Origin of the sequence: Cupriavidus sp. OV096, from assembly GCF_900115455.1 — a bacterium.
GTDB lineage: Bacteria > Pseudomonadota > Gammaproteobacteria > Burkholderiales > Burkholderiaceae > Cupriavidus.
In genome coordinates this window covers 30438-50242 of the sequence record NZ_FOWM01000012.1, presented here as the reverse complement: position 1 = coordinate 50242, position 19805 = coordinate 30438, and the positions used below count along the sequence as shown (strand labels likewise).

Below are 19805 nucleotides of genomic sequence, written 5' to 3'. Positions count from 1 at the left end.
CTCAGCGCGGCGACCACTCGCCGCGCCGCACGCCCAGCGCCGTCACCAGCCCGTAGGCCGTGATGCCGAGCGCCACGCCGAGGAAATGGCCGTCGATGCCCATCCCCGCCACATTGGCGAGCAGCCAGCCGCCACCGGCCGCCAGCGCGATGCGGCACAGCCCGGCGGCGATGGGGCCGCGCATCCGCCCGGCGCCCAGCGAGGCGAAGTAGAGCGCCATGCCCAGCCCGAAGCCGCCGAAGGCCGGCCCCACCCAGGACAGCGCCCGCGCGGCAATCTCGCGGACTTCGACATCGTCGGTGAACAGCGACGCGAACGACATCGGCGCCAGTCCCACGGCGGCGCCCACGGCCCCCGCGATGACCAGTGCGATCAGCGCGCCCACCCACGCCGTGCGGCGCGCGGTATGCCAGTCCCCGGCGCCTACGGCACGGCCGACCAGCGCGGTCAGCGCCGAGCCCACGCCGAACGCGAGCGGAATCATCAGGAATTCCAGGCGCGCCGAAATGCCATACGCGGCCACCACCGAGGTGCCGTAGTGGCGCAGCTGCGCGGTGACGAGGATGGTCGTCAGGTTGGCCACCGAGGCCAGCGCGCACGCCACCAGCCCGACCGACAGGATGCGATGGAACAGCGCGCCCGAGGGCCGCACGCGCAGCGTCGGCACAAAGCCGGCGCCCCCGCGCATCACCACCCAGGCCATGGCGAGCGAGGCCGCCCAGGACACCGCCGCCAGCGCCGCGCCGATGCCGGCGAGACCCATGCCCATACGCTCGGCGAAATACCACGACAGCACCGGGAACACGATCCACATCACGCACAGCACGCGCGCGGCCAGCGCGTGGCGCCCGCCGCCGCGCAGCACCGAGGCCAGCGTGTTGGTCAGCCAGGCGGGAATCGCCCCCACGCCGAACAGCCAGATCGCGTAGGTCGCGGCGGCCTCGGCGGCGGTGGGGCCGGCCACGGCGCCGAACACGGCATGCGGGAAGCCGGCCAGCGCCACGGCGAAGACCAGCCCGGCCACCACGGCGATGATCACCGCGTGCATGACCAGCGACGAGGCGTCCTCGCGCTTGCCGGCCCCGAGCGCGCGGGCGATGGCCGACACCACGCCGCCGCCCATCGCGCCGGCGGACATCTGCTGGAGCAGCAGCGCAAAGGGCAGTACCACGGCCCAGCCGGCCAGCGAGGCGGTGCCCTGGCGCGCGGCCAGCCAGGTTTCGATCAACTGCGCGCCGGCCTGGAGGAAGGCCACCAGGCTGGTCGGCGCGGCCAGCACGGCGATGCGGCGGGCGAGTTCGGAGGCGGGAACGGGGTCGGCAGGGGCCTGGGCGCTCGCGCCGAGGGTGAGGGCATCGGGCTTATTCATGGTCGATGGCCTCGCTGCCTGCGCCGGCTTCGATCTGGTCGTCCGCGTCGCCGAAGCGCGCGCGGATGTAGCGGCCCGCGCCGGGGCCGGGCCGCACGCGCAGGTCGTCCGCGGTGATCGTGCTGCCATCGGGCCGGGTCAGGCCGCCGGCGACGATCTCGCCGCCGTCGCGCTCGTCCTCGAAGATCGTCGGCGGCCCTTTCTCATCGGCCAGCCAGCGCTCCGCCCACTGCTTGAGCGACACGTACACGGGGAAGAAGTCGCGGCCCATCTGGGTCAGCGTATAGATATGGCGCGCGCCGCCGCCCGGCGCGGGCGACTTCTCCAGCAGGCCATGGCTGACCAGCGTCTTGAGCCGCGCGCTGAGAATGTTCGGCGCAATGCCGAGGTGCCGTTCGAATTCGTCGAAGCGCGTGCTGCCGTAGTAGGCCTCGCGCATCAGCAGGATCGCCCAGCGCTCGCCGAGCATCGCCATCGAGCGCGCCACGGGGCAGGGCATGTTGGAAAAATCGGTGGGGGCCATGTCTCCTCTTTTACTTTTGATCTGCAAGTTGAGGAGAGAATAGCTTGCAAATTGAAAGTTTGCCAGCCCGTTTTCTAGGAGGTGCGGAAGACGTCGAGCCCGGCCACCGCCTCCCGCAGGAACGAAATCAGCGCCCGCGTGGCCATCGACGGATGCGGATTCGGCGTGGTGATGATGTAGAGCCGATTGCCCAGTCCTTCGGGCTTCCAGTCTGGCAGCACCGGCACCAGTGAGCCGCGCCGCACATCCTCCCAGCCGGCGTAGACCGGCAGCAGGCTGATGCCATGGCCCTCGCGCACGGCCCGGATCAGGAAGGGAAAGTGTTCCGATTGCAGGTAGGGGGTGATCTCGACGCTACATCGTTCCGGCCCATTGCAGCTATCGCGGCCCAAGGTCAATGAGAATCGTCTGGTTGTGTAGGGCGGACAGAGAAATCGGCATGCGGCGAGATCGGCCGGCTCCCGCACGGGCGGCACCTGAGCGAGGTAGCCCGGCGAGGCGCACAACTGCCAGCGGATGGCGCAGACCTCGCGCGCCACGGTGTCCAGCGGCGGCTCGGAGGTCACGCGCAGCGCCACGTCGATCTCGGCGGCAATCAGGTCCGTCACGCGGTTGGCGAAGAACACGCGCAGCGAGATGCCCGGGTGCCGCTCGGCAAACTGCAGCAGCAGCGGGGCGATAAAGGCGTCCCCCAGCCCGGTGGGCACGCTGACCCGCACATGGCCGCGCAGCGTCTTGCCCAGGCTGTCGATCTCGGCCTGCGCCGCCGCCACTTCCTGCAGGATGCGCAGGCCATGCTCGTAAAGGGACTGCCCCGAGTCCGTCATCTCCAGCCGCCGCGTGGTTCGCCGCAGCAGTTGCGTGCCGGCCTGATCCTCGAGCTGCCCGAGTTGCCGGCTGATCTGCGAGCGCGTGACGCCGCGCCGCCGGCCCGCCTCGGCGAGGTTGCCGGCTTCCACGATATCGACGAAGGCCTGAATCAGGTTGAGGTCCATGCGAGGTGTCTGAAAGATTGTAAAGTCTGGCGCAACATTGTGATTCCGAACTACCGGATTGTCGATCTCAGCGATGGGCTTTACGATGGACCGCTTGTCGAATGTTGAGATGGAGACCGCATGCCCGCAGACCTTTGGTTCGAATCGCTGCACCGACCCGGCGCGGAGGTACTGGCACGCGGCACGCACCTCGCGGGCGGCTTGCGACGGCTGGGTTTGCAGGAGGGCGACGTGGTGGCCGTGCTGCTGCGCAACGACCCGGTCTTCGCCGATGTGATCTTTGCGTGTCGTACCGCCGGCACCTATTACTGCCCGATCAACTGGCACTTCACGGCCGAGGAAGTGCGCTTCCTGCTCGAAGACAGCGGCGCGCGCGTGCTGATCGCCCATGCGGACCTGCTGCCTGCCCTCAACGCGGTGATCCCCGCCGGGGTGGCCGTGCTGGCGGTGGGTGGCACGCATCCCGGCACCTCCGCTGATGCCATCGAATACGAACCCTGGCTTGCCAGCCAGACCCCGTACGACGGCCCGCGTGTGGCCCCGCGCGGCCATCTGGCCTACACCTCCGGCACCACCGGCCGCCCCAAGGGCGTGTTGCGCGAAGCCGTGCCGCTGGACCAACTCGACGACCAGCTCACCCGCATGCGCTCGGTGGTGGCCAAGGCCATCGGCGTGGTGCCCGGCTGCCGCGCGCTGATGTCCGCGCCGCTCTATCACAGCGCGCCGGGCGTGTTCATCCAGAACGCCCTGCAGATGGCCGAGCGGCTGGTGCTGACGCCGCGCTTCGACGCCGAGCAGGTGCTGGCGCTGGTGGAGGAACACCGCATCGACGTGCTCTACCTCGTGCCAATCATGTACGTGCGGCTGCTGAAGCTGCCGGCCGAGGTGCGCGCGCGCTACGACCTGTCGTCGATCCGCTTCGTGGCATCTACCGGCTCGCCGTGCTCGCCCGAGGTCAAGCGGGCGATGATCGAATGGTTCGGGCCGGTGATCCACGAGACCTATGCGTCGAGCGAGGCCGGCATGATTACCGTCGCCACGCCCGAGGACGCCGCGCAGCGCCCCGGCACGGCGGGCCGGCCTGTCGATGCCGCCAGCGTGCGCATCCTCGACGAAGCCGGCCAGCCGTGCGCGCCCGGCGAAACCGGCCTGGTCTACGTGCGCCAGCCGGCCTACCCGGACTTCACCTACCTGAACAACGACGCCGCGCGCCGGGCCATCGACCGAGAAGGCCGGGTCACGCTGGGCGACCTCGGCTACCTCGATGCCGATGGCTACCTGTTCATCTGCGACCGCGCCTCGGACATGGTGATCTCGGGCGGCGTGAACATCTACCCGGCCGAGATCGAGCATGAACTGGTGCGCTATCCGGGCGTGGCCGACTGCGTGGTGTTCGGCGTGCCGGACGACGAATACGGCGAGCGGCTCCACGGCGTGATCGAGCCGATGCCGGGCGCGGAGATCGTGCCGGCGGCCGTGATCGACTGGCTCAAGGCGCGGCTGTCGGGCTTCAAGGTGCCCCGGACGATCGAGATCACCGCGCGCCTGCCGCGCGACGAGACCGGCAAGCTGGCCAAGCGCCGGCTGCGCGACCAGCACTGGGCGGGGCGCCAGCGGCGGGTCTGAACCCCGGCCCGGCGCACCCGCCCTCTATATAAATACAACAGGAGACAACCATGCATCGCACATTCGCCCAACTGGCGGCGGGGGCGTTCGGCCTTGCGCTGGCCATCGGCCACGCACCGGCCACCTTCGCGGCCTGGCCCGAGCGGCCGGTCAAGCTGGTGGTGCCCTACACCCCGGGCGGCTCCACGGACCAGTTCGGCCGGGCGCTGGCCGAAGGCATGGCGCGCGACCTGAAGCAGCCCGTGGTGGTGGAGAACCGCCCCGGCGCCAACACCATGGTCGGCACGCAAAGCGTGGCGCGCGCGCAGCCGGACGGCTACACCATGCTGATGGGGACCAGCGCGAGCATGGTGCTCAATCCCATGCTGTACAAGAAGACCGGCTATGACCCGAAGGACTTCAAGGTCATCGCCATCGGCATCGAGGTGCCGCTGGTAGTCGTCACCAACACGCAGGTGCCGGCGGCCAATATCCGGGACTTCGCGGCCTACGCCAAGGCGGCCGGCGGCAAGCTCAACTACTCGTCCGTGGGGCTCGGCAACCCGCTGCAGCTGGCCACCGAGATGCTGAAGTCCGAGCTGGGCATCGACATGACCCACGTGCCTTACAACGGCAGCGCGCCGGCGTTGTCGGCGCTGCTGGCCAATGACACCCAGTTGATGGTCGATGTGGTCAGCACCTCGCTGCCCCATATCAAGGCTGGCAAGCTCAAGGCGCTGGCCGTGACCAGCAACGCGCGACTGGACGTGCTGCCCAACGTGCCGACGGTGGCCGAAAGCGGCTATCCGGGCTTCCACGCCGCCACGTGGTTCGGGCTCGCCGTGCCGGCGCAGACCCCGCCCGAGGCCGTGGCCCGGCTCCAGGCCGCCGCCGCGCGCGTGCTGGTCGATCCGCAGTTCCGCAGCACCTTCGGCGCCTTGGGGCTGGTCGTGCAGGCGCCGCGCACGCAGGCCGAGATCGACCGCTACGTGGCCGCCGACCGCGACAACTGGGGCAAGGTCATCCGGGCCAACCACATCAGCCTGGACTGAGCCAACGGGGCGATCGGGGGCAGCTTGGGGGAGGGTGGGGGCGTATAGTACGGGGACGTTTCGATCCTCACCGCCCCCGCCATGACCGATTCCGCCGAGCCGCCAGATCCGTCCGCTTCGTCCGATTCGCCTGCATCGCCGCCTTCGTCCGCTTCGCCTCCCTCGTCAGATTCCCCGACGTCCCCCCCGTCCGCCGATTCCCGCGCCGCCGCCGAGACCGGCCGCCTGCGCGCGCTGCACCTGCAGGCCCGCCACGCGGCCCGGCGCAAGACCCGCCAGGTCAGCCGCATCTCGCGCACGTCGCTGCGCTACGGCGTGTTTATGTGCGGCGCCGGCTGCGTCGCGCTGTTCTCCATCGTCTTCGCCTATATCGCCGAACTGGCGTTGCGCTGGAACGCGCAGGTGACCACGGCCACGCCGTGGCTGGCGTTCGTGCTGCTGCCGTTCGGGCTGGCCGCGTTGCGCTGGCTGACCATCCGCCTCGCCCCGCAGGCGCGCGGCAGCGGCATTCCGCAGGTGATTGCCGCCGTCACGCTGCCGCCCGATGGGGTGGCGCAGGGCGTGCTGGTGTCGTTCCGCCAGTCGATGTGGAAGGTGCTGCTGACCACTGGCGCGCTGATGGCCGGCGCCTCGGTGGGCCGCGAGGGGCCCTCGGTGCAGGTCGGCGCGGCGGCGATGCTGGCCTGGGGCCGCTGGTGCCAGGACAAGTTCCGCTTCCGGATCGGCTTTCATCCCAATGCGCTGATCGCCGCCGGCGCGGCGGGCGGGCTGGCCGCCGCGTTCAATACCCCGCTGGCCGGTGTGGTGTTCGCCATCGAGGAACTCGGACGCGGTACCGCCGTGCGCTGGGACCGCCTGGTGCTGTCCGGCGTGCTGACGGCCGGGTTCCTGTCGCTGGCCGTGCTCGGCAACAACCCGTATTTCAACGTGAAGGTGCCGATGCTGGTGCTCCACGACGCCTGGGGCCCGGTGCTGCTCTGCGCCGTGGTCAACGGCGTGTTCGGCGGGCTGTTCGCCAAGGTGTTGATTGCGGGCGTGCCGGGGCTCACGCCGTCGCGCTGGCGCGCGTGGGTGGTCGACCATCCCATCTGGGTGGCATTCGGCTGCGGGCTGGTGGTGGCGGCGCTAGGCTGGGCCACGGCCGGCGCTACTTTCGGCACTGGCTACGAGCAGGCGTCCGCGCTGATCAATGGCGAATCCCACCACACGCTGTGGTTCGGGCTGGCCAAGCTGGGGGCCACGGTGGTGTCGTACTTCGCCGGCATTCCGGGCGGGATCTTCACGCCGGCGCTGGCCATCGGGGCGGGCATCGGGGAGACCGTGTCGCACTTCCTCTCGGGCATGACCGAGCCGCGCGTGCTGGCGCTGGTGTCGATGGCCGCCTTCCTGGCCGCCGCCACGCAGGCGCCGATCACCGCCAGCGTGATCGTCATGGAGATGACGCGGACGCAGGACCTGACGCTGTTCCTGCTGGCGTCGTCGCTGCTGGCGTCGTTCCTGTCGCGCCAGTTCAACCCGCATCCGTTCTATCACCACATGGGTCACGCGTTCCGGCGCGAGGCCATGGCGATCGGCCGCAAGGCCGCCCCGGGCTGACCTCCTGGCGGGCGCGTTTCCGCGGGGGTGTCTCAGTTTCGCATCGCCCCCCTTGGCCGTTGTGGCGTGGGGGCTGGCGATGGCATACCATGTGCCGCGCGCGGACCGGCAGCAGCAGACTTCCCGGCCGCGCTGTGTACCGGCGGCACACCGCGATGCGTCGGGAATCTTCTGAGGGGGAGCTGGAATGGGATCGCAACGACCGGCCGGCACGCGCCCGGCCACCAAGCCGACGACATCGACCGCCACACATCGTCCGATCGTGCAGGATCTGGGCGCCGACACGGCGATCTGGCACACGCGCGGGCTGCAAACCAATTCCCGCATGCGCACGCCGCTGGTCCAGCGCACGCCGTCGACGCAACTGCCGCCGAGCATCGTGCCGCGCCTGATGCTCTGGGCCGTGGTCATCGGCATCGCCCTGGTCGGCTGCCATTACCTGAAACAAGTGCTCTATTAAGTGCGTTATTAAGCGCTCTTGCGCGCCGTGGTAAGGTCGCGGCTGGAACCCCTGCCACGGGGTGGGCTCCAATGCGGAGCCGATTTCAGGAGTCAGTTTTGAGAGTTTCCCTCGCCGGGCTGGCCGCCGCCGCCCTGCTGGCGGCCACGGCCGCCCATGCCGCACCGAAGGCCGCTGCGTCGCAGCCTGCCGCCACCCCCGCCGCCCCCGCCGCTCCGTCCACATCCGCCACGCCGTCCGCCAATGACTTGCTGGCGCCGATGCTCCACGTGCTGGAGATCGGCAATCCGCTGCCCACACTGCCCGATTGCGCCGACCATCGCACCCCCGATGGCCGCGACGTGACCGCGTTCTGCGTGGAATTGCGCGGCGACGGCGTGATGCGCCAGGTGGGCGTGCCGCGCGACAAGCGTCCCGCGTTCATGGATGGTGCGCGCCTGGTGGCGTTCGTCGATGGCAACGCGCTGGTCGGCGTAATCGTGCCGACCGACGGCATCCGCTCGCAGGACGCCGCGGTCCAGTCGCTGACCGCGCGCTATGGCAAGCCGTTCCGGCAGGAACAGGAAGACATGAAGGACAAGGCCGGCAAGCCCGTGAAGGCGATCCACGCCGGCTGGATGCGTCGCCCGCTCACCGTGGAGCTGTACGCGATTCCCGAGAATCCGAACGAGGGCACCATCGAGCTGATGCTGCCGCAGGCGCGTGCGTTGATGGCGAACCGCGATGCCGAGGTGGACAAGGCGCTCGCCCCGCCGGCTTCGGCGCCGGGCGCCAAGAAGCCGGAAAAGTCCGAGAAGTCCGACAAGTCGAAGAAGGAACCGGCCAAGCCGGTGAACCCGGGTTCCTGGTGATTGGGGGGTGATAGGGTAGCGGGCGCCGGCCCTCTCCCCCGACCCCTCTCCCAAAGGGAGAGGGGAGGAACACCGCCGGTTTGCTCCCCTCGCCCGCTTGCGGGAGAGGGGCCGGGGGAGAGGGGCGGCGCATCCAATTCGCGCCGGCCTTCCCCGGTGCCTACAGCCCCTCCATCACCTTATCCAGCCCCCGCACCAGACCGCGCAGGCCGCGCACCTTGCGGATGGCCAGCAGCGCGCCGGACACATACGGCTTCGAGCCATCGCCCGCCTCGTGCTTGAGGTGCAGGCGCTGGCCGTCCGCGCCGAAGATCACTTCGACGCCCAACTGGTACCCGGGCAGCCGCACGGCATGGACCTGCGAGCCGGACATCGTCGCGCCGCGCGTTTCCTTCGGCCCGTTGACCTGATCCACCGGCACGACCTGCGTGGCGGCCTTGATCTCGCCGAGCCGGAAGGCCAGTTCGCGCACCGTGCCGGACGGCACATCGACCTTGCCCGCCTTGGCGTAGTCGATGATTTCCCAGTGGTCGAGGTGGCGCGCCGCCAGCTCGGCGAACTTCTGCAACAGCACCACCGTGATCGCGAAATTGCCGCAGGCGAGCACGCCACGGTCGGCCTGCCGCGCGGCGGCGTCGATCTCGGCGTAGTCGTCGTCGGTCAGCCCGGACGTGCCCACCACCACGTGCGCGCCATGCGCCAGCGCCTGCAGGATGTTGTGCTTGGCGATGTTCGGCTTGGTGTACTCGACGTAGACATCGTAGGGCGTGGCGCCCAGCGCCTCGATGCTGGCGGCGGCCACGCCGGGGGTGTCCGCATGGCCGGTCACCTGCGCCAGCGGCTGCCCGGCGGCGCCGCGCGAGAGGCCGGCCACGAGCGTCATGTCCGGCGCGTGCGCCACGCCGCGCGCCAGTTCACCGCCCGCCCAGCCGGTGACGCCGCCCACGGCAACGCGAATCCGATCGCTCATCGTCATCTCCTTAATGTTGGCCAAAGCGCCTGACCAAAGCGCCCAAGCATAGCGCGCTATCCGGCCGCGCGCCGGCGGTCGATCTTGCGCGCCAGCACGATCGACGTGGTGGTGTGATTCACCCCATCGAGCATGCCGATCTCGTCTAGCAGTTTGTCGAGGCGGGCGTGGGTATCGCAGCGGATCACGGCCATGTAGTCCACCGGGCCGCTGACCGAGTTCAGTTCCTCGATCTCCGGAAAGCGCTGCAGCGCCCGGACCACCGTGGGCGCGGCCTTCGGCTGCACGGACAGGCCGCAGAAGGCCAGGATCGCGTTGTCCTCCATCCGCCCGCCCAGCCGCACGCCAAAGCCGGCGATCACGCCGGACTTTTCAAGCCGGGCGATGCGCGCCACCACTGTGGTCCGGGCGATGCCCAGCACGCGGGCGAGATTGGCTGCGCTCTCGCGCGCGTTGCCCTGCAGCAGGGACAGCAGGTGCCGGTCGGTCTGGTCGAGGTCTGCCATGGTGTTCGCTCGGGGTGACGTTTCGTCAGGATGGATCGTCGATACGTCCGATTATGGGGCGTTTTCGTCGATCTTGCAGCTACAAAACGTGCGCGCCGCTGCCCATACTTCCCTCACGGATTCACGCATTTTTGACGGGGGAGCCATCATGCAACCATCCAACCTCGGTCCCGGCGCAGCACGGGACCTGACCCAGTCGCCCCGGCCGCTGTCGGTCGTCGTGCTCGGCGCCGGCAAGATCGGCCGTGTGATCGCGACGATGCTCGCCGACACCGGCGACTACCGCGTCTGTCTGGTCGACCATGACCCGCACCGGCTGGACGGCCTGCCGCGCCAGATCGCCGTGCGCGCCGGGGACCCGACCGAGCCCGGCACTTGCGCCGCCTTGCTGGCTGGCGCCGATGCCGTGCTCAACGCGCTGCCGTTCCACGCGGCCATCCACGTGGCCACCGTGGCCGCGCGGCTCGGCGTGCATTACTTCGATCTGACCGAGGACGTGGCGGCCACCCACGCCATCCGCCAACTGGCCCAAGGCGCGCGCTCGGTGCTGATGCCGCAGTGCGGCCTGGCGCCGGGATTTATCGGCGTGGTGGGCAATGATCTGGCGCGGCGCTTCCTGCGGGACGGCGGCGACCTGCTCGACCTGCGCATGCGCGTGGGCGCGCTGCCGCGCTACCCGAGCAACGCGCTCAAGTACAACCTCACCTGGAGCACGGAAGGGCTGATCAACGAGTACTGCAACCCGTGCGAAGCCATTGTCGATGGCCGCCGCGTGGAGTTGGCGGCGCTGGAGGGCCAGGAGTCCTTCGCGCTGGACGGCATCGAGTACGAAGCCTTTAATACCTCAGGGGGCCTGGGCACGCTGCCGGATACCCTGGCGGGCCGCGCGCGCCATGTCGATTACAAGTCGATCCGCTACCCGGGGCACTGCGCCCAGATGAAGCTGCTGCTGAACGACCTGCGGCTGCGCGAGCGCCGGAGCTGGCTGCGCGAGATCTTCGAGCACGCCATTCCGGTGACCGAGCAGGATGTGGTGATCGTGTTCGCGAGCGCCACGGGGCATCCCGGCGCCAAAGCCGGGCAGGGTGGCCATGGCGGACAGGGTGGGCGGGGGCCGCTGACGCAGGCGTCCTTCTCGGCGCGGATCGGCGGGATGGAGGATTTTGGCGGCATCGGCCACGTCAACGCCATCCAGCTCACCACGGCCGCTGGCATCTGCACCGCGCTGGACCTCGTGGCGACGGGCGTGCTGCCCCGGTCCGGCTTCGTGCCGCAGGAAGCCATGCCGCTCGATCGCTTCCTGGCCAACCGGTTCGGCCAGCATTACAGCCACCACCCGCTACAGGAGACGCTCGCATGAAAGCGCAGGACATAGCCGCATGCTGGCAGGCCATGGGCCTGCGCCAGCCTTGGGACGATTCGCATGGCGCGGGCGAGGCCCTTGCGCTGCGCTCGCCCGTCGATGGGGAAATCTTCGGCCACCTGCCGGCCTGCCCCGTGGCCGACGCCGATGCCCGCATCGCCCGCGCGCACGCGGCGCAGACCACCTGGGCGCTGACCCCGGCCCCGGCGCGTGGCGAGGTGGTGCGGCGCTTCGGCGAGGCGCTGCGCATGCACAAGGCCGCGCTGGGGCGGCTGGTGGCGCTGGAGTCCGGCAAGATCCTCCAGGAAGGACTCGGCGAAGTGCAGGAGATGATCGATATCTGCGACTTTGCCGTCGGACTCTCACGCCAGCTTCACGGGCTGACGATTGCCTCGGAGCGCCCCGCGCACGCGATGCGCGAGACCTGGCATCCGTTCGGGCTGTGCGGGGTGATTTCGGCGTTCAACTTCCCGGTGGCGGTGTGGGCGTGGAACGCGGCGCTGGCGCTGGTCTGCGGCAACGGCGTGGTCTGGAAGCCGTCGGAGAAGACGCCGCTGTGCGCGCTGGCCGCGCAGGCGCTGCTCGATCGGGTATTCGATGAGGCGGCGCCCCAGCACGCCGGCCTCTGCGTAGTGCTGCCGGGCGGGCGCACGCTCGGCGCGCAGCTCGTGCAGCATCCGGCCGTGCGGCTGATCAGCGCCACCGGTTCCACGCGCATGGGCCGCGAGGTGGGCATGGCCTGCGCCGGGCGGTTCAAGCGCACCATCCTCGAGTTGGGCGGCAACAACGCGGCCATCGTCGCGCCATCGGCCAACCTGGAACTGACCATCCGCGCGATGACCTTTTCGGCAGCCGGCACCGCCGGCCAGCGCTGCACCACGCTGCGACGCGCCTTTGTCCACGTCGACCTGATCGAGACCGTGACCAACCGGCTGCGCCAGGTCTACGCGCGGCTGCCGGTGGGTGATCCGCTGCAGGCGGGCACGCTGGTCGGCCCGCTGATCGACATGGCCGCCGGCGACACCATGGCCAACGCGCTGGCCGCCTGCCGCGCGCAGGGCAACGTCGTGCACGGCGGCGAACGGCTGCTGGCGGACCGCTATCCGCACGCCTGCTACGTGCGGCCCGCACTGGTGCTGACCGACACCCAGCACGACACCATGCTGACGGAGACCTTCGCGCCCATCCTCTACCTGATGCCGTACACCTCGCTCGACGAGGCCATCGCGCTGAACAACGCGGCGTCGCACGGGCTGTCGTCCTGCCTTTTCACCGAGTCCCTGCGTGAGGCCGAACTGTTCGTCTCGGCGGCGGGCAGCGACTGCGGCATCGCCAACGTGAACATCGGCACCAGCGGCGCCGAGATCGGCGGCGCCTTCGGCGGGGAGAAGGCCACCGGCGGCGGGCGCGAGTCCGGCTCCGATGCGTGGAAGGGCTACATGCGCCGGGCGACCAATACCATCAACTACGGCGATGCATTGCCGCTGGCACAAGGCATTCGCTTCGATCTGTAATCGCTCCCGTGCCGATCGCGTCCATCGCTGTTCGCCGATTTACGTGCAGGAAGATGTTGCGACTCGTAACACGGGTTACAGCAAGTTGACGCTGTATTACCAGACCGGCCCGTATAACGTTTATGAGGGTAGGCGCTGCCGCAGGCAATGCCTGGCACTCTCAAGGACGATGCGATGGGAACGACAAGAACGATTGTGATGGGTCTGGCCGCCGCAGGCGCGGCGCTGCTGGGTGGCTGCGCGGTGTATCCCACGCCGTATGGCCCGGCCATCGAGCCAGCCCCGGTGGCCGTGGCGCCAGCGCCGGTCTATGTGGGCCCGCCCGCCGTGGTGGTGCGCCCCGCGCCGTACTACTACGGCGGATACGGCGGTGGCTACCATCGCGGCTACTACGGTGGCGGCCGACGCTACTATCGCGGCGGCTGGTAAGCCGTCGCCAAACTAGCAGGTGGAAGAAGCGGGTAGAAGAAGAAGCAGAAGAAGCAGAAGCAGAAGCAGGTAGAACAAGCAGAAGCGGGCAGAGCCCTAGTTGCCGGCGTCGGCCGCAGCCGGGTTCAGCCCGCCCCAACTTGGCGTGAGCGACTGACCGATCTCTGGCAGATCGACGAGATCGAGCACGCGCCCGACCGTATGGTCGACCAGTTCCGCAATCGTCTGCGGCTTCTGGTAGAAGCCGGGCACCGGCGGGAACACGATCCCGCCCATCTCCGTGACCGCCGTCATATTGCGCAGGTGCGCCAGGTTCAGCGGCGTTTCACGCACCATCAGTACCAGCTTGCGCCGTTCCTTGAGCGTGACGTCCGCCGCGCGGGTGATCAGGTTGTCGGAGAGGCCATGGGCGATGGCGGCCAGCGTGCGCATCGAGCAGGGCGCCACGACCATCGCATGGGCGCGGAACGATCCGCTGGCGATGGTCGCGCCGATGTCGCGCACGTTGTGCACCACGCCTGCCAGCGACTCCACCTGGGCGCGGCTGATATCGAGTTCGTGCTGGAGGTTCATCACGCCGGCGGGCGAAATCAGCAGGTGGGTTTCCACCCCCGCCACGCCTTGCAGCACCTGCAGCAGCCGGACGCCATAGATGGCGCCCGTTGCGCCCGTGATGGCGACGATCAGCCGTTGCGGCACGGCGCCATCCGGTACGGGCATGATTACGACTTCAGCAGCGATTGCAGTTCGCCGTTCTGGTACATCTCCATCATGATGTCCGAGCCGCCGACGAACTCGCCGTTCACGTAGAGCTGCGGAATCGTGGGCCAGCTCGCATATTCCTTGATGCCCTGGCGGATGCCTTCGTCCTCGAGCACGTTGACCGTGGTCGGGGTGTCCACGCCGCAGGCCTTCAGGATCTGGATGGCACGGCCGGAGAAGCCGCACATCGGGAACTGCGCCGTGCCCTTCATGAACAGGACCACGGGGCTGCCCTTCACGATCTGGTCGATCTTCTGTTGTACGTCACTCATGGTGTGTAGCTTCCGGTTGCGCGCGGCGCCGTGTGGCGTCGCCAGTGTCTGGGGATGGGGATTTCCGCCGAAGCGGATGTCAGGTCGGAATTTTACCGGATTCGCCCGACCATCGCCCGCCGCTGCACCGCTCCTGCCCGGCGAGGTCGCGGGCGGTGGCCACCTCGGTAAATCCACCCGCCTCAAGCAGCGCCCGCGTGGCCGCGCCCTGGTCGTAGCCGTGCTCCATCAGCAGCCAGCCGCCGGGCAGCAGGCGATCCGCCGCGCCGGCCACGATGGTGGCCAGGTCGGACAGGCCGTCCTCGTGGTCGGTGAGGGCGTCGATCGGCTCGAAACGCAGGTCGCCCTCCACCAGATGCGGGTCGCCGGAGGCGATGTAGGGTGGATTGCTGACGATCAGGTGGAAGCGCAGGGTGTCCGGCACGGCTTCGTACCAGTCCGACACCAGGAAGTGGATGCCATGCGCCTCGAGCGCGCGGGCGTTGTCCTGGGCCACCATCAGCGCACCCGGCGAGATATCGGTCGCCCAGACCTCGGCGTCGGAGCGCTCGCGGGCAATCGTCACAGCCAGGATGCCGGAGCCGGTGCCGAGGTCCAGCACACGCGGCGCGTGCACATGGGCCACGCGCGCCAGCGACATTTCCACGGCTATCTCGGTATCAGGACGCGGAATCAGCACATCGGGCGTCACGCGGAAAGTGCGGCCGAAGAATTCGCGCTCGCCCAGCAGGTAGGCCATCGGCTCACCGGCCAGCCGCCGCGCCATCAACGTGGAGAATGCATCACGTTGTGCTGCATTGAGATGGTCGGTATCACGCGTGATGAGTTGCGTACGCGTGAGGCCGGTCACGTGGGACAGCAGCATGCGGGCTTCGAGCGCCGGCAGGCCGGTCATCGCAGCCAGCGTCTGGGCTTCGCGCAGCGTGGGGGCGGGCGACAGGGCGCCCGACGGTGTGGAAGACATCGGAAATAGATGGCTGAAACTGGGAGAGCGGGTGCAAAAAACCCCGTCGGGGCCTGGCGCGACGGGGTTCTTTGCTGGCGCCACAAGGGCGCCCGGTATTAGCCGCTCAGTGTAAGCCGATTTGGCAACGCGCGGGCGCGCGAGCGGCGTGATTCCATATGGACCAATTACTTATTGACGGTTTCCTTGGCCTTGTCTGCCGTGGTGTTCACGGCATCGCGTGCGGCTTCCTTGGCGTTGGCCATGGCGTGGCCGGCATCGGTCTTGGCCTGTTCGGCGGCGGCCGAGACATCGGCGGCGGCACCGCTCGCGGCGGCCTTGGCGGCGTCCGCGGCGTTTGCTGCGGCGGCGGCGGCATCGCTGGCGGCGGCCTTGGCCGATTCGGCAGCGCTCTGCATGGCGGCGTCGGCGTTGGCGGCCGGGGCGTCTTCCTTCTTGCTGCAAGCCGCCATGGCGGCGGTGATCATCAACAGGGCGAGCAGTTTCTTCATGATTTCATCCTTGGTGTCTGTTTTGAGGAGTCGACTTCAGCCCAGACTTCGTATGCCACCAGGTGCGGAAAGTGACGCATGGGGGCGGTCTGGTCGAATCGATTATAGACACCGCCTTTTGGCGGGCCAGTGCTGTTTCAAGCATTTACCTCCGTTACAAACACTTGCCCACGGGTGATGAAATCATCACTGCGAGATGAAAATCAGCCCTCGTCGCCGAGTGCGGCGAGCTGGTCGGCCTGGTGTTCGGCGGAGAGCGAGGCGAGCAATTCGTCGAGGTCGCCGTCCATGATCATGTCGATCTTGTAGAGCGTGAGGTTGATGCGGTGGTCGGTCACGCGGCCCTGCGGGAAGTTGTAGGTGCGGATGCGGTCGCTGCGGTCGCCCGTGCCGATCAGGTTGCGCCGCGTGCTGGCTTCCTTGGCCTGCGCCGCGCGCAGCTGCATGTCCTTGATGCGCGCCGCCAGCACCTTCATCGCCTTGTCCTTGTTGCGATGCTGGCTGCGGTCGTCCTGGCACTCCACCACGATGCCGGTGGGCAGGTGGGTCAGCCGCACCGCCGAATCGGTCTTGTTCACGTGCTGGCCGCCCGCGCCGGACGCGCGGAAGGTATCGACGCGCAGGTCGGACGGGTTGATCTCCACCTCGCCCACCTCGTCCGCCTCCGGCATTACCGCCACGGTGCAGGCCGAGGTGTGGATGCGGCCCTGCGCCTCGGTGGCCGGCACGCGTTGCACGCGGTGCCCGCCCGACTCGAACTTCAGCTTCGAGAACGCCGCGTCGCCGGCAATCCGCACGATCACTTCCTTGTAGCCGCCCAGGTCCGACTCGGACTCGCTCATCACCTCCACCTGCCAGCGCTGCCGTTCCGCATAGCGCGTGTACATGCGGAGCAGGTCGGCGGCGAACAGCGCGCTTTCCTCGCCGCCGGCGCCGGCGCGGATTTCCAGCAGCAGGTTGCGGTCGTCGTTGGGATCCTTCGGCAGCAGCAGGGTCTGAAGGCTGGCGGCGAGGTCTTCCAGCCGCTGGCGCGCCGCGTCGATCTCGTCGGCGGCGAACTCCTTCATCTCGGGGTCGTCCAGCAACGCCTGCGCCGTGGCCAGATCCTCCTGCGCCTGCCGGTACTGGCCGTATTGCTCGGCCACCGGCGACAGCTCGGCATGCTCCCGCGAGAGCTTGCGGTACTGGTCGATGTTGGCCGTGGCGTCCTCGCGGGCAAGCAGGGCGTTGACTTCATCGAGTCGCTCGGCCAGTTGGTCGAGCTTGTTGAGCATGCTGGCTTTCATGGGGATCCGAAAGGAAACTGGGGCGCGATGAGGGGGGAGGCCTGCGCGGCGCCGTGGAGGGCGAACCGAGGGGCGCTGGCAGGGACGCCAGCGGGCCGGCGCGGCCGGCCGGGGACGAGCGCGGCTAGCGCTCGGAGTGGCTGCTGTGGCGGAACAGGCCCGGTACCAGGCGCAGCAGCGCCTCGCGGTCTTCGCCCTGGGTGTGGTTCAGCGCGTGGGTGGGGCCGTGCAGGAACTTGCGGGTCAGCGCGCCGGAGAGGGCTTCCAGCACGGCTTCGGGGTCGTCGCCACGCGCCAGCATGCGGCGCGCGCGTTCGAGTTCGGCCTGGCGCATGGCCTCGCCGTTGGACTGGATCTCGCGGATCACCGGCACCACGCTGCGCGTCTCCAGCCAGTGCATGAAGTTCTGCACGCGGCTTTCGATGATCGCCTCGGCCTGCGCCACGGCGGCCTGGCGCAGCGCGCTGCCCTCGCGCACCACGGCGCCGAGGTCATCCACGGTGTACAGGAACACGTCGTTCAGGCGCGCTACCTCGGGTTCCACGTCGCGCGGCACGGCCAGGTCGACCATCATGATCGGGCGATGCTTGCGGCGCTTGACCGCGCGCTCCACGGCGCCCAGGCCGATGATCGGCAGCGAACTCGCGGTGCAGGACACCACGATGTCGAACTCATGCAGCCGCTCGCCCAGATCCTGCAGGCGGATGGCCTGCGTGGTCAGGCCCTGTTCGGCCAGTTGCTCGGCCAGCCGCTCGCCACGCTCGACGGTGCGGTTGGCCACCACGATCTGGCGCGGCATCTGCGCGGCGAAGTGCGTGGCGCACAGCTCGATCATCTCGCCCGCGCCGATGAACAGCACGCGCTGGGTCGAAACACTTTCGAAAATCCGCTGGGCGAGCCGCACGGCGGCGGCAGCCATCGACACCGAATGGGCGCCGATCTCGGTCTGGCCGCGCACTTCCTTCGCCACGGCGAAGGTGCGCTGGAACAGCTGGTTCAGGTAGGTGCCAAGCGCGCCGGCCTCGCCAGCGGTGCGCACCGCGTCCTTGAGCTGGCCCAGGATCTGCGTTTCGCCGAGCACCATCGAGTCGAGTCCGCTGGCCACGCGGAACGCGTGACGCACGGCTTCGGACTGGGGCAGGGCATACAGATGGGGGGCCAGTTCGCCGGCCGGCACGTTGTGGTGCTGGGCCAGCCAGCGCAGCGTGTGCTCGAAGCCGTCCGCACCGGGCTGCAGCACATCGGTGGCGCAGTAGATCTCGGTACGGTTGCAGGTGGAGAGGATGGCGGCCTCGGTGCCGCTGCGGCCGGCCAGATGGGTGCGCAGGGCGCCCAGGGCCGGTTTGATCTGCTCAAGCGGAAACGCCACACGCTCGCGGAGCGAGACGGGTGCCGTAGTGTGATTGATGCCGATCGCGAGCAGTTGCATTTGTGGGGTTCGTTGCCATCCGGATCGTAGCCGGAAGCGATGGCCATTATACCGCCGGGCCGCGATTTTGCAGGGCGAGGGGGCGTTTTGTTCCAAGTGCGCCAAAACGCCAGTATTGTTACGGCGCGGTCACGCGGTGCTGGCCGAATCCGGATCAAATAGGGGGTGCCGATGCTCGGCTTGGTGGTGGTGGGGGCGATCGTGGGCCTGGCGGGACGCCAGATGCACCCGGCCGGGCGGGTCGTGAGCCTGCCGGCCGCGCTGGTGCTGGGTGTGCTCGGCGCGCTGGGCGCCTTCTACGGCGGGCGCGCGGCCCACTTGTTTACCGACGGCCAGCTCTCGGGCTGGACCGCCGCGATCGTCGGCGCGGCGCTGCTGGTCGGCGTCTGGGGTGTGGCGCGCCCGCGACGGTAGGGCTGTCCGCCCCGCCGGCTGCCTAGGCTTGACCCCGCGCGGACAGGAAGCGCCGCAGGATCGCGCTCGAATAGTGGCTCGCCACGTCGCGCAAAAATGCCGAAAAGTCCACATGCGCGACATCGTCGGCCCGGTCCGATACGGTACGCATGACTGCATAGGGCACGCCGTACTCGTAGCAGATCTGGGCCAGCGCCGCGCCTTCCATCTCCACTGCCTGCACGCCCGGCAGGCGCTCCCGCAAGTCAGCCACGGCCGCCGGGGCGTTGATGAACTGGTCGCCGCTGGCCACCATGCCCACGTGCAGGCGCGGCGCGGCCACGCCGAAGCGGGCCAGCACGCCGTCCGGCACTTCGGTGGCGAGGTCGAGGCGCAGGAAGTCGTCGGCCGCCGTCCGCAGCGCCGCCGTCAGCGCTGCATCGGCCGGAAAATCGGCGCGCGCCAGCAGCGGCACCTCGTGGCGCGGGAACAGCGGGCGGGCGTCCAGGTCGTGCTGGAGGGTGCGGTCTGCCACGACGATATCGCCCACGCGCACCTCGGGCCCCACGCCGCCCGCCAGCCCCGTGAACACGATCTCGTCGACGCCGAACTCGCGGATCAACGTGACCGTGGTGGCCGCCGCCGCCACCTTGCCCACGCGCGCGAGCACCAGCACCACGGACTGCCCGTGGAGCGTGCCGGCGTAGTAGTCCCGCATGCCGATGGTGCGCACGGTGGCGCGCGCGTCTTCGTGCCGCATGGCGGCGATCAGTCCATCGACTTCGTCGTGGAGCGCGGCAAGGATGCCGAGGGTCATGGCTGCCCGGATTGGATGAGAAAGGCGCCAGCATACCGGCGCCGGGAGCGCGGCGGAAGCGGGGCGCCGCGTTTTCAGAACCCTCTCATAGGCACGGGCAGGCCGCTTTGCTACAGTGCGCTTGCGTTCGCATTCCATCGTTTTCCATCGCATTCCAG

Annotated in this window: 21 protein-coding genes; 9 read left to right on the top strand and 12 right to left on the bottom strand. The window is 69.1% G+C overall.

Annotated elements, in window-relative coordinates; all coding sequences use genetic code 11:
* Window position 1: 1 nt before the first annotated feature.
* The 3 genes from BM115_RS21860 to BM115_RS21850 form a co-directional block, all read right to left on the bottom strand.
* On the bottom strand, window positions 2–1369 hold the full coding sequence (locus BM115_RS21860) for an MATE family efflux transporter (RefSeq protein ID WP_092299137.1): 1368 nt from the start codon (window positions 1367–1369) through the stop codon (window positions 2–4).
* Complete coding sequence (locus BM115_RS21855) at window positions 1362–1892, bottom strand: winged helix-turn-helix transcriptional regulator (RefSeq protein WP_092299134.1); 531 nt, start codon at window positions 1890–1892, stop codon at window positions 1362–1364. The genes BM115_RS21860 and BM115_RS21855 overlap by 8 nt, the downstream gene beginning before the upstream one ends.
* Before the next feature lie 74 nt (window positions 1893–1966).
* Window positions 1967–2887: a LysR family transcriptional regulator gene (locus tag BM115_RS21850; protein WP_092299131.1), complete on the bottom strand. Its 921-nt coding sequence runs from the start codon at window positions 2885–2887 to the stop codon at window positions 1967–1969.
* A 120-nt stretch (window positions 2888–3007) separates the two neighbouring features.
* Here BM115_RS21850 and BM115_RS21845 point away from each other — a divergent pair, with 120 nt between their 5' ends.
* The 5 genes from BM115_RS21845 to BM115_RS21825 all read left to right on the top strand — a co-directional run bounded on the left by BM115_RS21845 (window position 3008) and on the right by BM115_RS21825 (window position 8451).
* Complete coding sequence (locus BM115_RS21845; RefSeq protein ID WP_092299128.1) at window positions 3008–4513, top strand: acyl-CoA synthetase; 1506 nt, start codon at window positions 3008–3010, stop codon at window positions 4511–4513.
* Window positions 4514–4563: 50 nt separating this feature from the next.
* Window positions 4564–5544 carry a Bug family tripartite tricarboxylate transporter substrate binding protein gene (locus BM115_RS21840; RefSeq protein ID WP_092299125.1) on the top strand — a complete coding sequence of 327 codons (981 nt, stop codon included), beginning with the start codon at window positions 4564–4566 and terminating at the stop codon, window positions 5542–5544.
* Between the two features lie 81 nt (window positions 5545–5625).
* Window positions 5626–7140, top strand: a complete 1515-nt coding sequence (locus BM115_RS21835) for a chloride channel protein (RefSeq protein WP_092299122.1) — start codon at window positions 5626–5628, stop codon at window positions 7138–7140.
* A 187-nt stretch (window positions 7141–7327) separates the two neighbouring features.
* The gene (locus BM115_RS21830) at window positions 7328–7600 is read left to right on the top strand and encodes a hypothetical protein (RefSeq protein ID WP_092299119.1); all 273 of its coding nucleotides are present in this window, start codon (window positions 7328–7330) and stop codon (window positions 7598–7600) included.
* 98 nt (window positions 7601–7698) lie between these two features.
* Entirely contained in the window at window positions 7699–8451 is a 753-nt protein-coding gene (locus BM115_RS21825; RefSeq protein ID WP_092299116.1) for a hypothetical protein, read from the top strand.
* Window positions 8452–8611: 160 nt separating this feature from the next.
* Here BM115_RS21825 and dapB read toward each other — a convergent pair whose 3' ends face one another.
* Window positions 8612–9421, bottom strand: coding sequence for a 4-hydroxy-tetrahydrodipicolinate reductase (dapB, locus tag BM115_RS21820; protein WP_092299113.1), 810 nt, complete (start codon window positions 9419–9421; stop codon window positions 8612–8614).
* A gap of 56 nt (window positions 9422–9477) precedes the next feature.
* Complete coding sequence (locus BM115_RS21815) at window positions 9478–9927, bottom strand: Lrp/AsnC family transcriptional regulator (protein WP_092299110.1); 450 nt, start codon at window positions 9925–9927, stop codon at window positions 9478–9480.
* A gap of 148 nt (window positions 9928–10075) precedes the next feature.
* Here BM115_RS21815 and BM115_RS21810 point away from each other — a divergent pair, with 148 nt between their 5' ends.
* The 3 genes from BM115_RS21810 to BM115_RS21800 all read left to right on the top strand — a co-directional run bounded on the left by BM115_RS21810 (window position 10076) and on the right by BM115_RS21800 (window position 13233).
* Complete coding sequence (locus BM115_RS21810; RefSeq protein ID WP_092299107.1) at window positions 10076–11287, top strand: saccharopine dehydrogenase NADP-binding domain-containing protein; 1212 nt, start codon at window positions 10076–10078, stop codon at window positions 11285–11287.
* Window positions 11284–12804 carry an L-piperidine-6-carboxylate dehydrogenase gene (locus BM115_RS21805; RefSeq protein ID WP_092299104.1) on the top strand — a complete coding sequence of 507 codons (1521 nt, stop codon included), beginning with the start codon at window positions 11284–11286 and terminating at the stop codon, window positions 12802–12804. The genes BM115_RS21810 and BM115_RS21805 overlap by 4 nt, the downstream gene beginning before the upstream one ends.
* A gap of 198 nt (window positions 12805–13002) precedes the next feature.
* Entirely contained in the window at window positions 13003–13233 is a 231-nt protein-coding gene (locus tag BM115_RS21800) for a hypothetical protein (RefSeq protein WP_092299101.1), read from the top strand.
* 96 nt (window positions 13234–13329) lie between these two features.
* On the opposite strand, the gene BM115_RS21795 is transcribed toward BM115_RS21800, so the two are convergent.
* The 6 genes from BM115_RS21795 to hemA form a co-directional block, all read right to left on the bottom strand.
* Window positions 13330–13953, bottom strand: a complete 624-nt coding sequence (locus BM115_RS21795) for a UbiX family flavin prenyltransferase (protein WP_092299097.1) — start codon at window positions 13951–13953, stop codon at window positions 13330–13332.
* A gap of 2 nt (window positions 13954–13955) precedes the next feature.
* A complete protein-coding gene (grxD, locus tag BM115_RS21790; RefSeq protein ID WP_092299094.1) occupies window positions 13956–14267 on the bottom strand; it encodes a Grx4 family monothiol glutaredoxin in 312 nt (103 codons plus the stop codon).
* 79 nt (window positions 14268–14346) lie between these two features.
* Window positions 14347–15231 (bottom strand): peptide chain release factor N(5)-glutamine methyltransferase, encoded by an 885-nt coding sequence (gene prmC, locus BM115_RS21785; protein ID WP_092299091.1) that lies wholly within the window; start codon window positions 15229–15231, stop codon window positions 14347–14349.
* A 167-nt stretch (window positions 15232–15398) separates the two neighbouring features.
* Window positions 15399–15722 (bottom strand): hypothetical protein, encoded by a 324-nt coding sequence (locus tag BM115_RS21780; RefSeq protein WP_092299088.1) that lies wholly within the window; start codon window positions 15720–15722, stop codon window positions 15399–15401.
* Between the two features lie 203 nt (window positions 15723–15925).
* Entirely contained in the window at window positions 15926–17008 is a 1083-nt protein-coding gene (prfA, locus tag BM115_RS21775; RefSeq protein WP_092299085.1) for a peptide chain release factor 1, read from the bottom strand.
* Between the two features lie 124 nt (window positions 17009–17132).
* Window positions 17133–18437 carry a glutamyl-tRNA reductase gene (gene hemA / locus BM115_RS21770; RefSeq protein WP_092299082.1) on the bottom strand — a complete coding sequence of 435 codons (1305 nt, stop codon included), beginning with the start codon at window positions 18435–18437 and terminating at the stop codon, window positions 17133–17135.
* Between the two features lie 171 nt (window positions 18438–18608).
* On the opposite strand from hemA, the gene BM115_RS21765 reads away from it, so the two are divergent.
* On the top strand, window positions 18609–18851 hold the full coding sequence (locus tag BM115_RS21765; protein WP_092299079.1) for a GlsB/YeaQ/YmgE family stress response membrane protein: 243 nt from the start codon (window positions 18609–18611) through the stop codon (window positions 18849–18851).
* A 22-nt stretch (window positions 18852–18873) separates the two neighbouring features.
* Here the strand turns inward: BM115_RS21765 and BM115_RS21760 are convergent, their stop codons facing one another.
* Window positions 18874–19647, bottom strand: coding sequence for a 5'-methylthioadenosine/adenosylhomocysteine nucleosidase (locus BM115_RS21760; protein WP_092299076.1), 774 nt, complete (start codon window positions 19645–19647; stop codon window positions 18874–18876).
* Window positions 19648–19805: the final 158 nt, after the last annotated feature.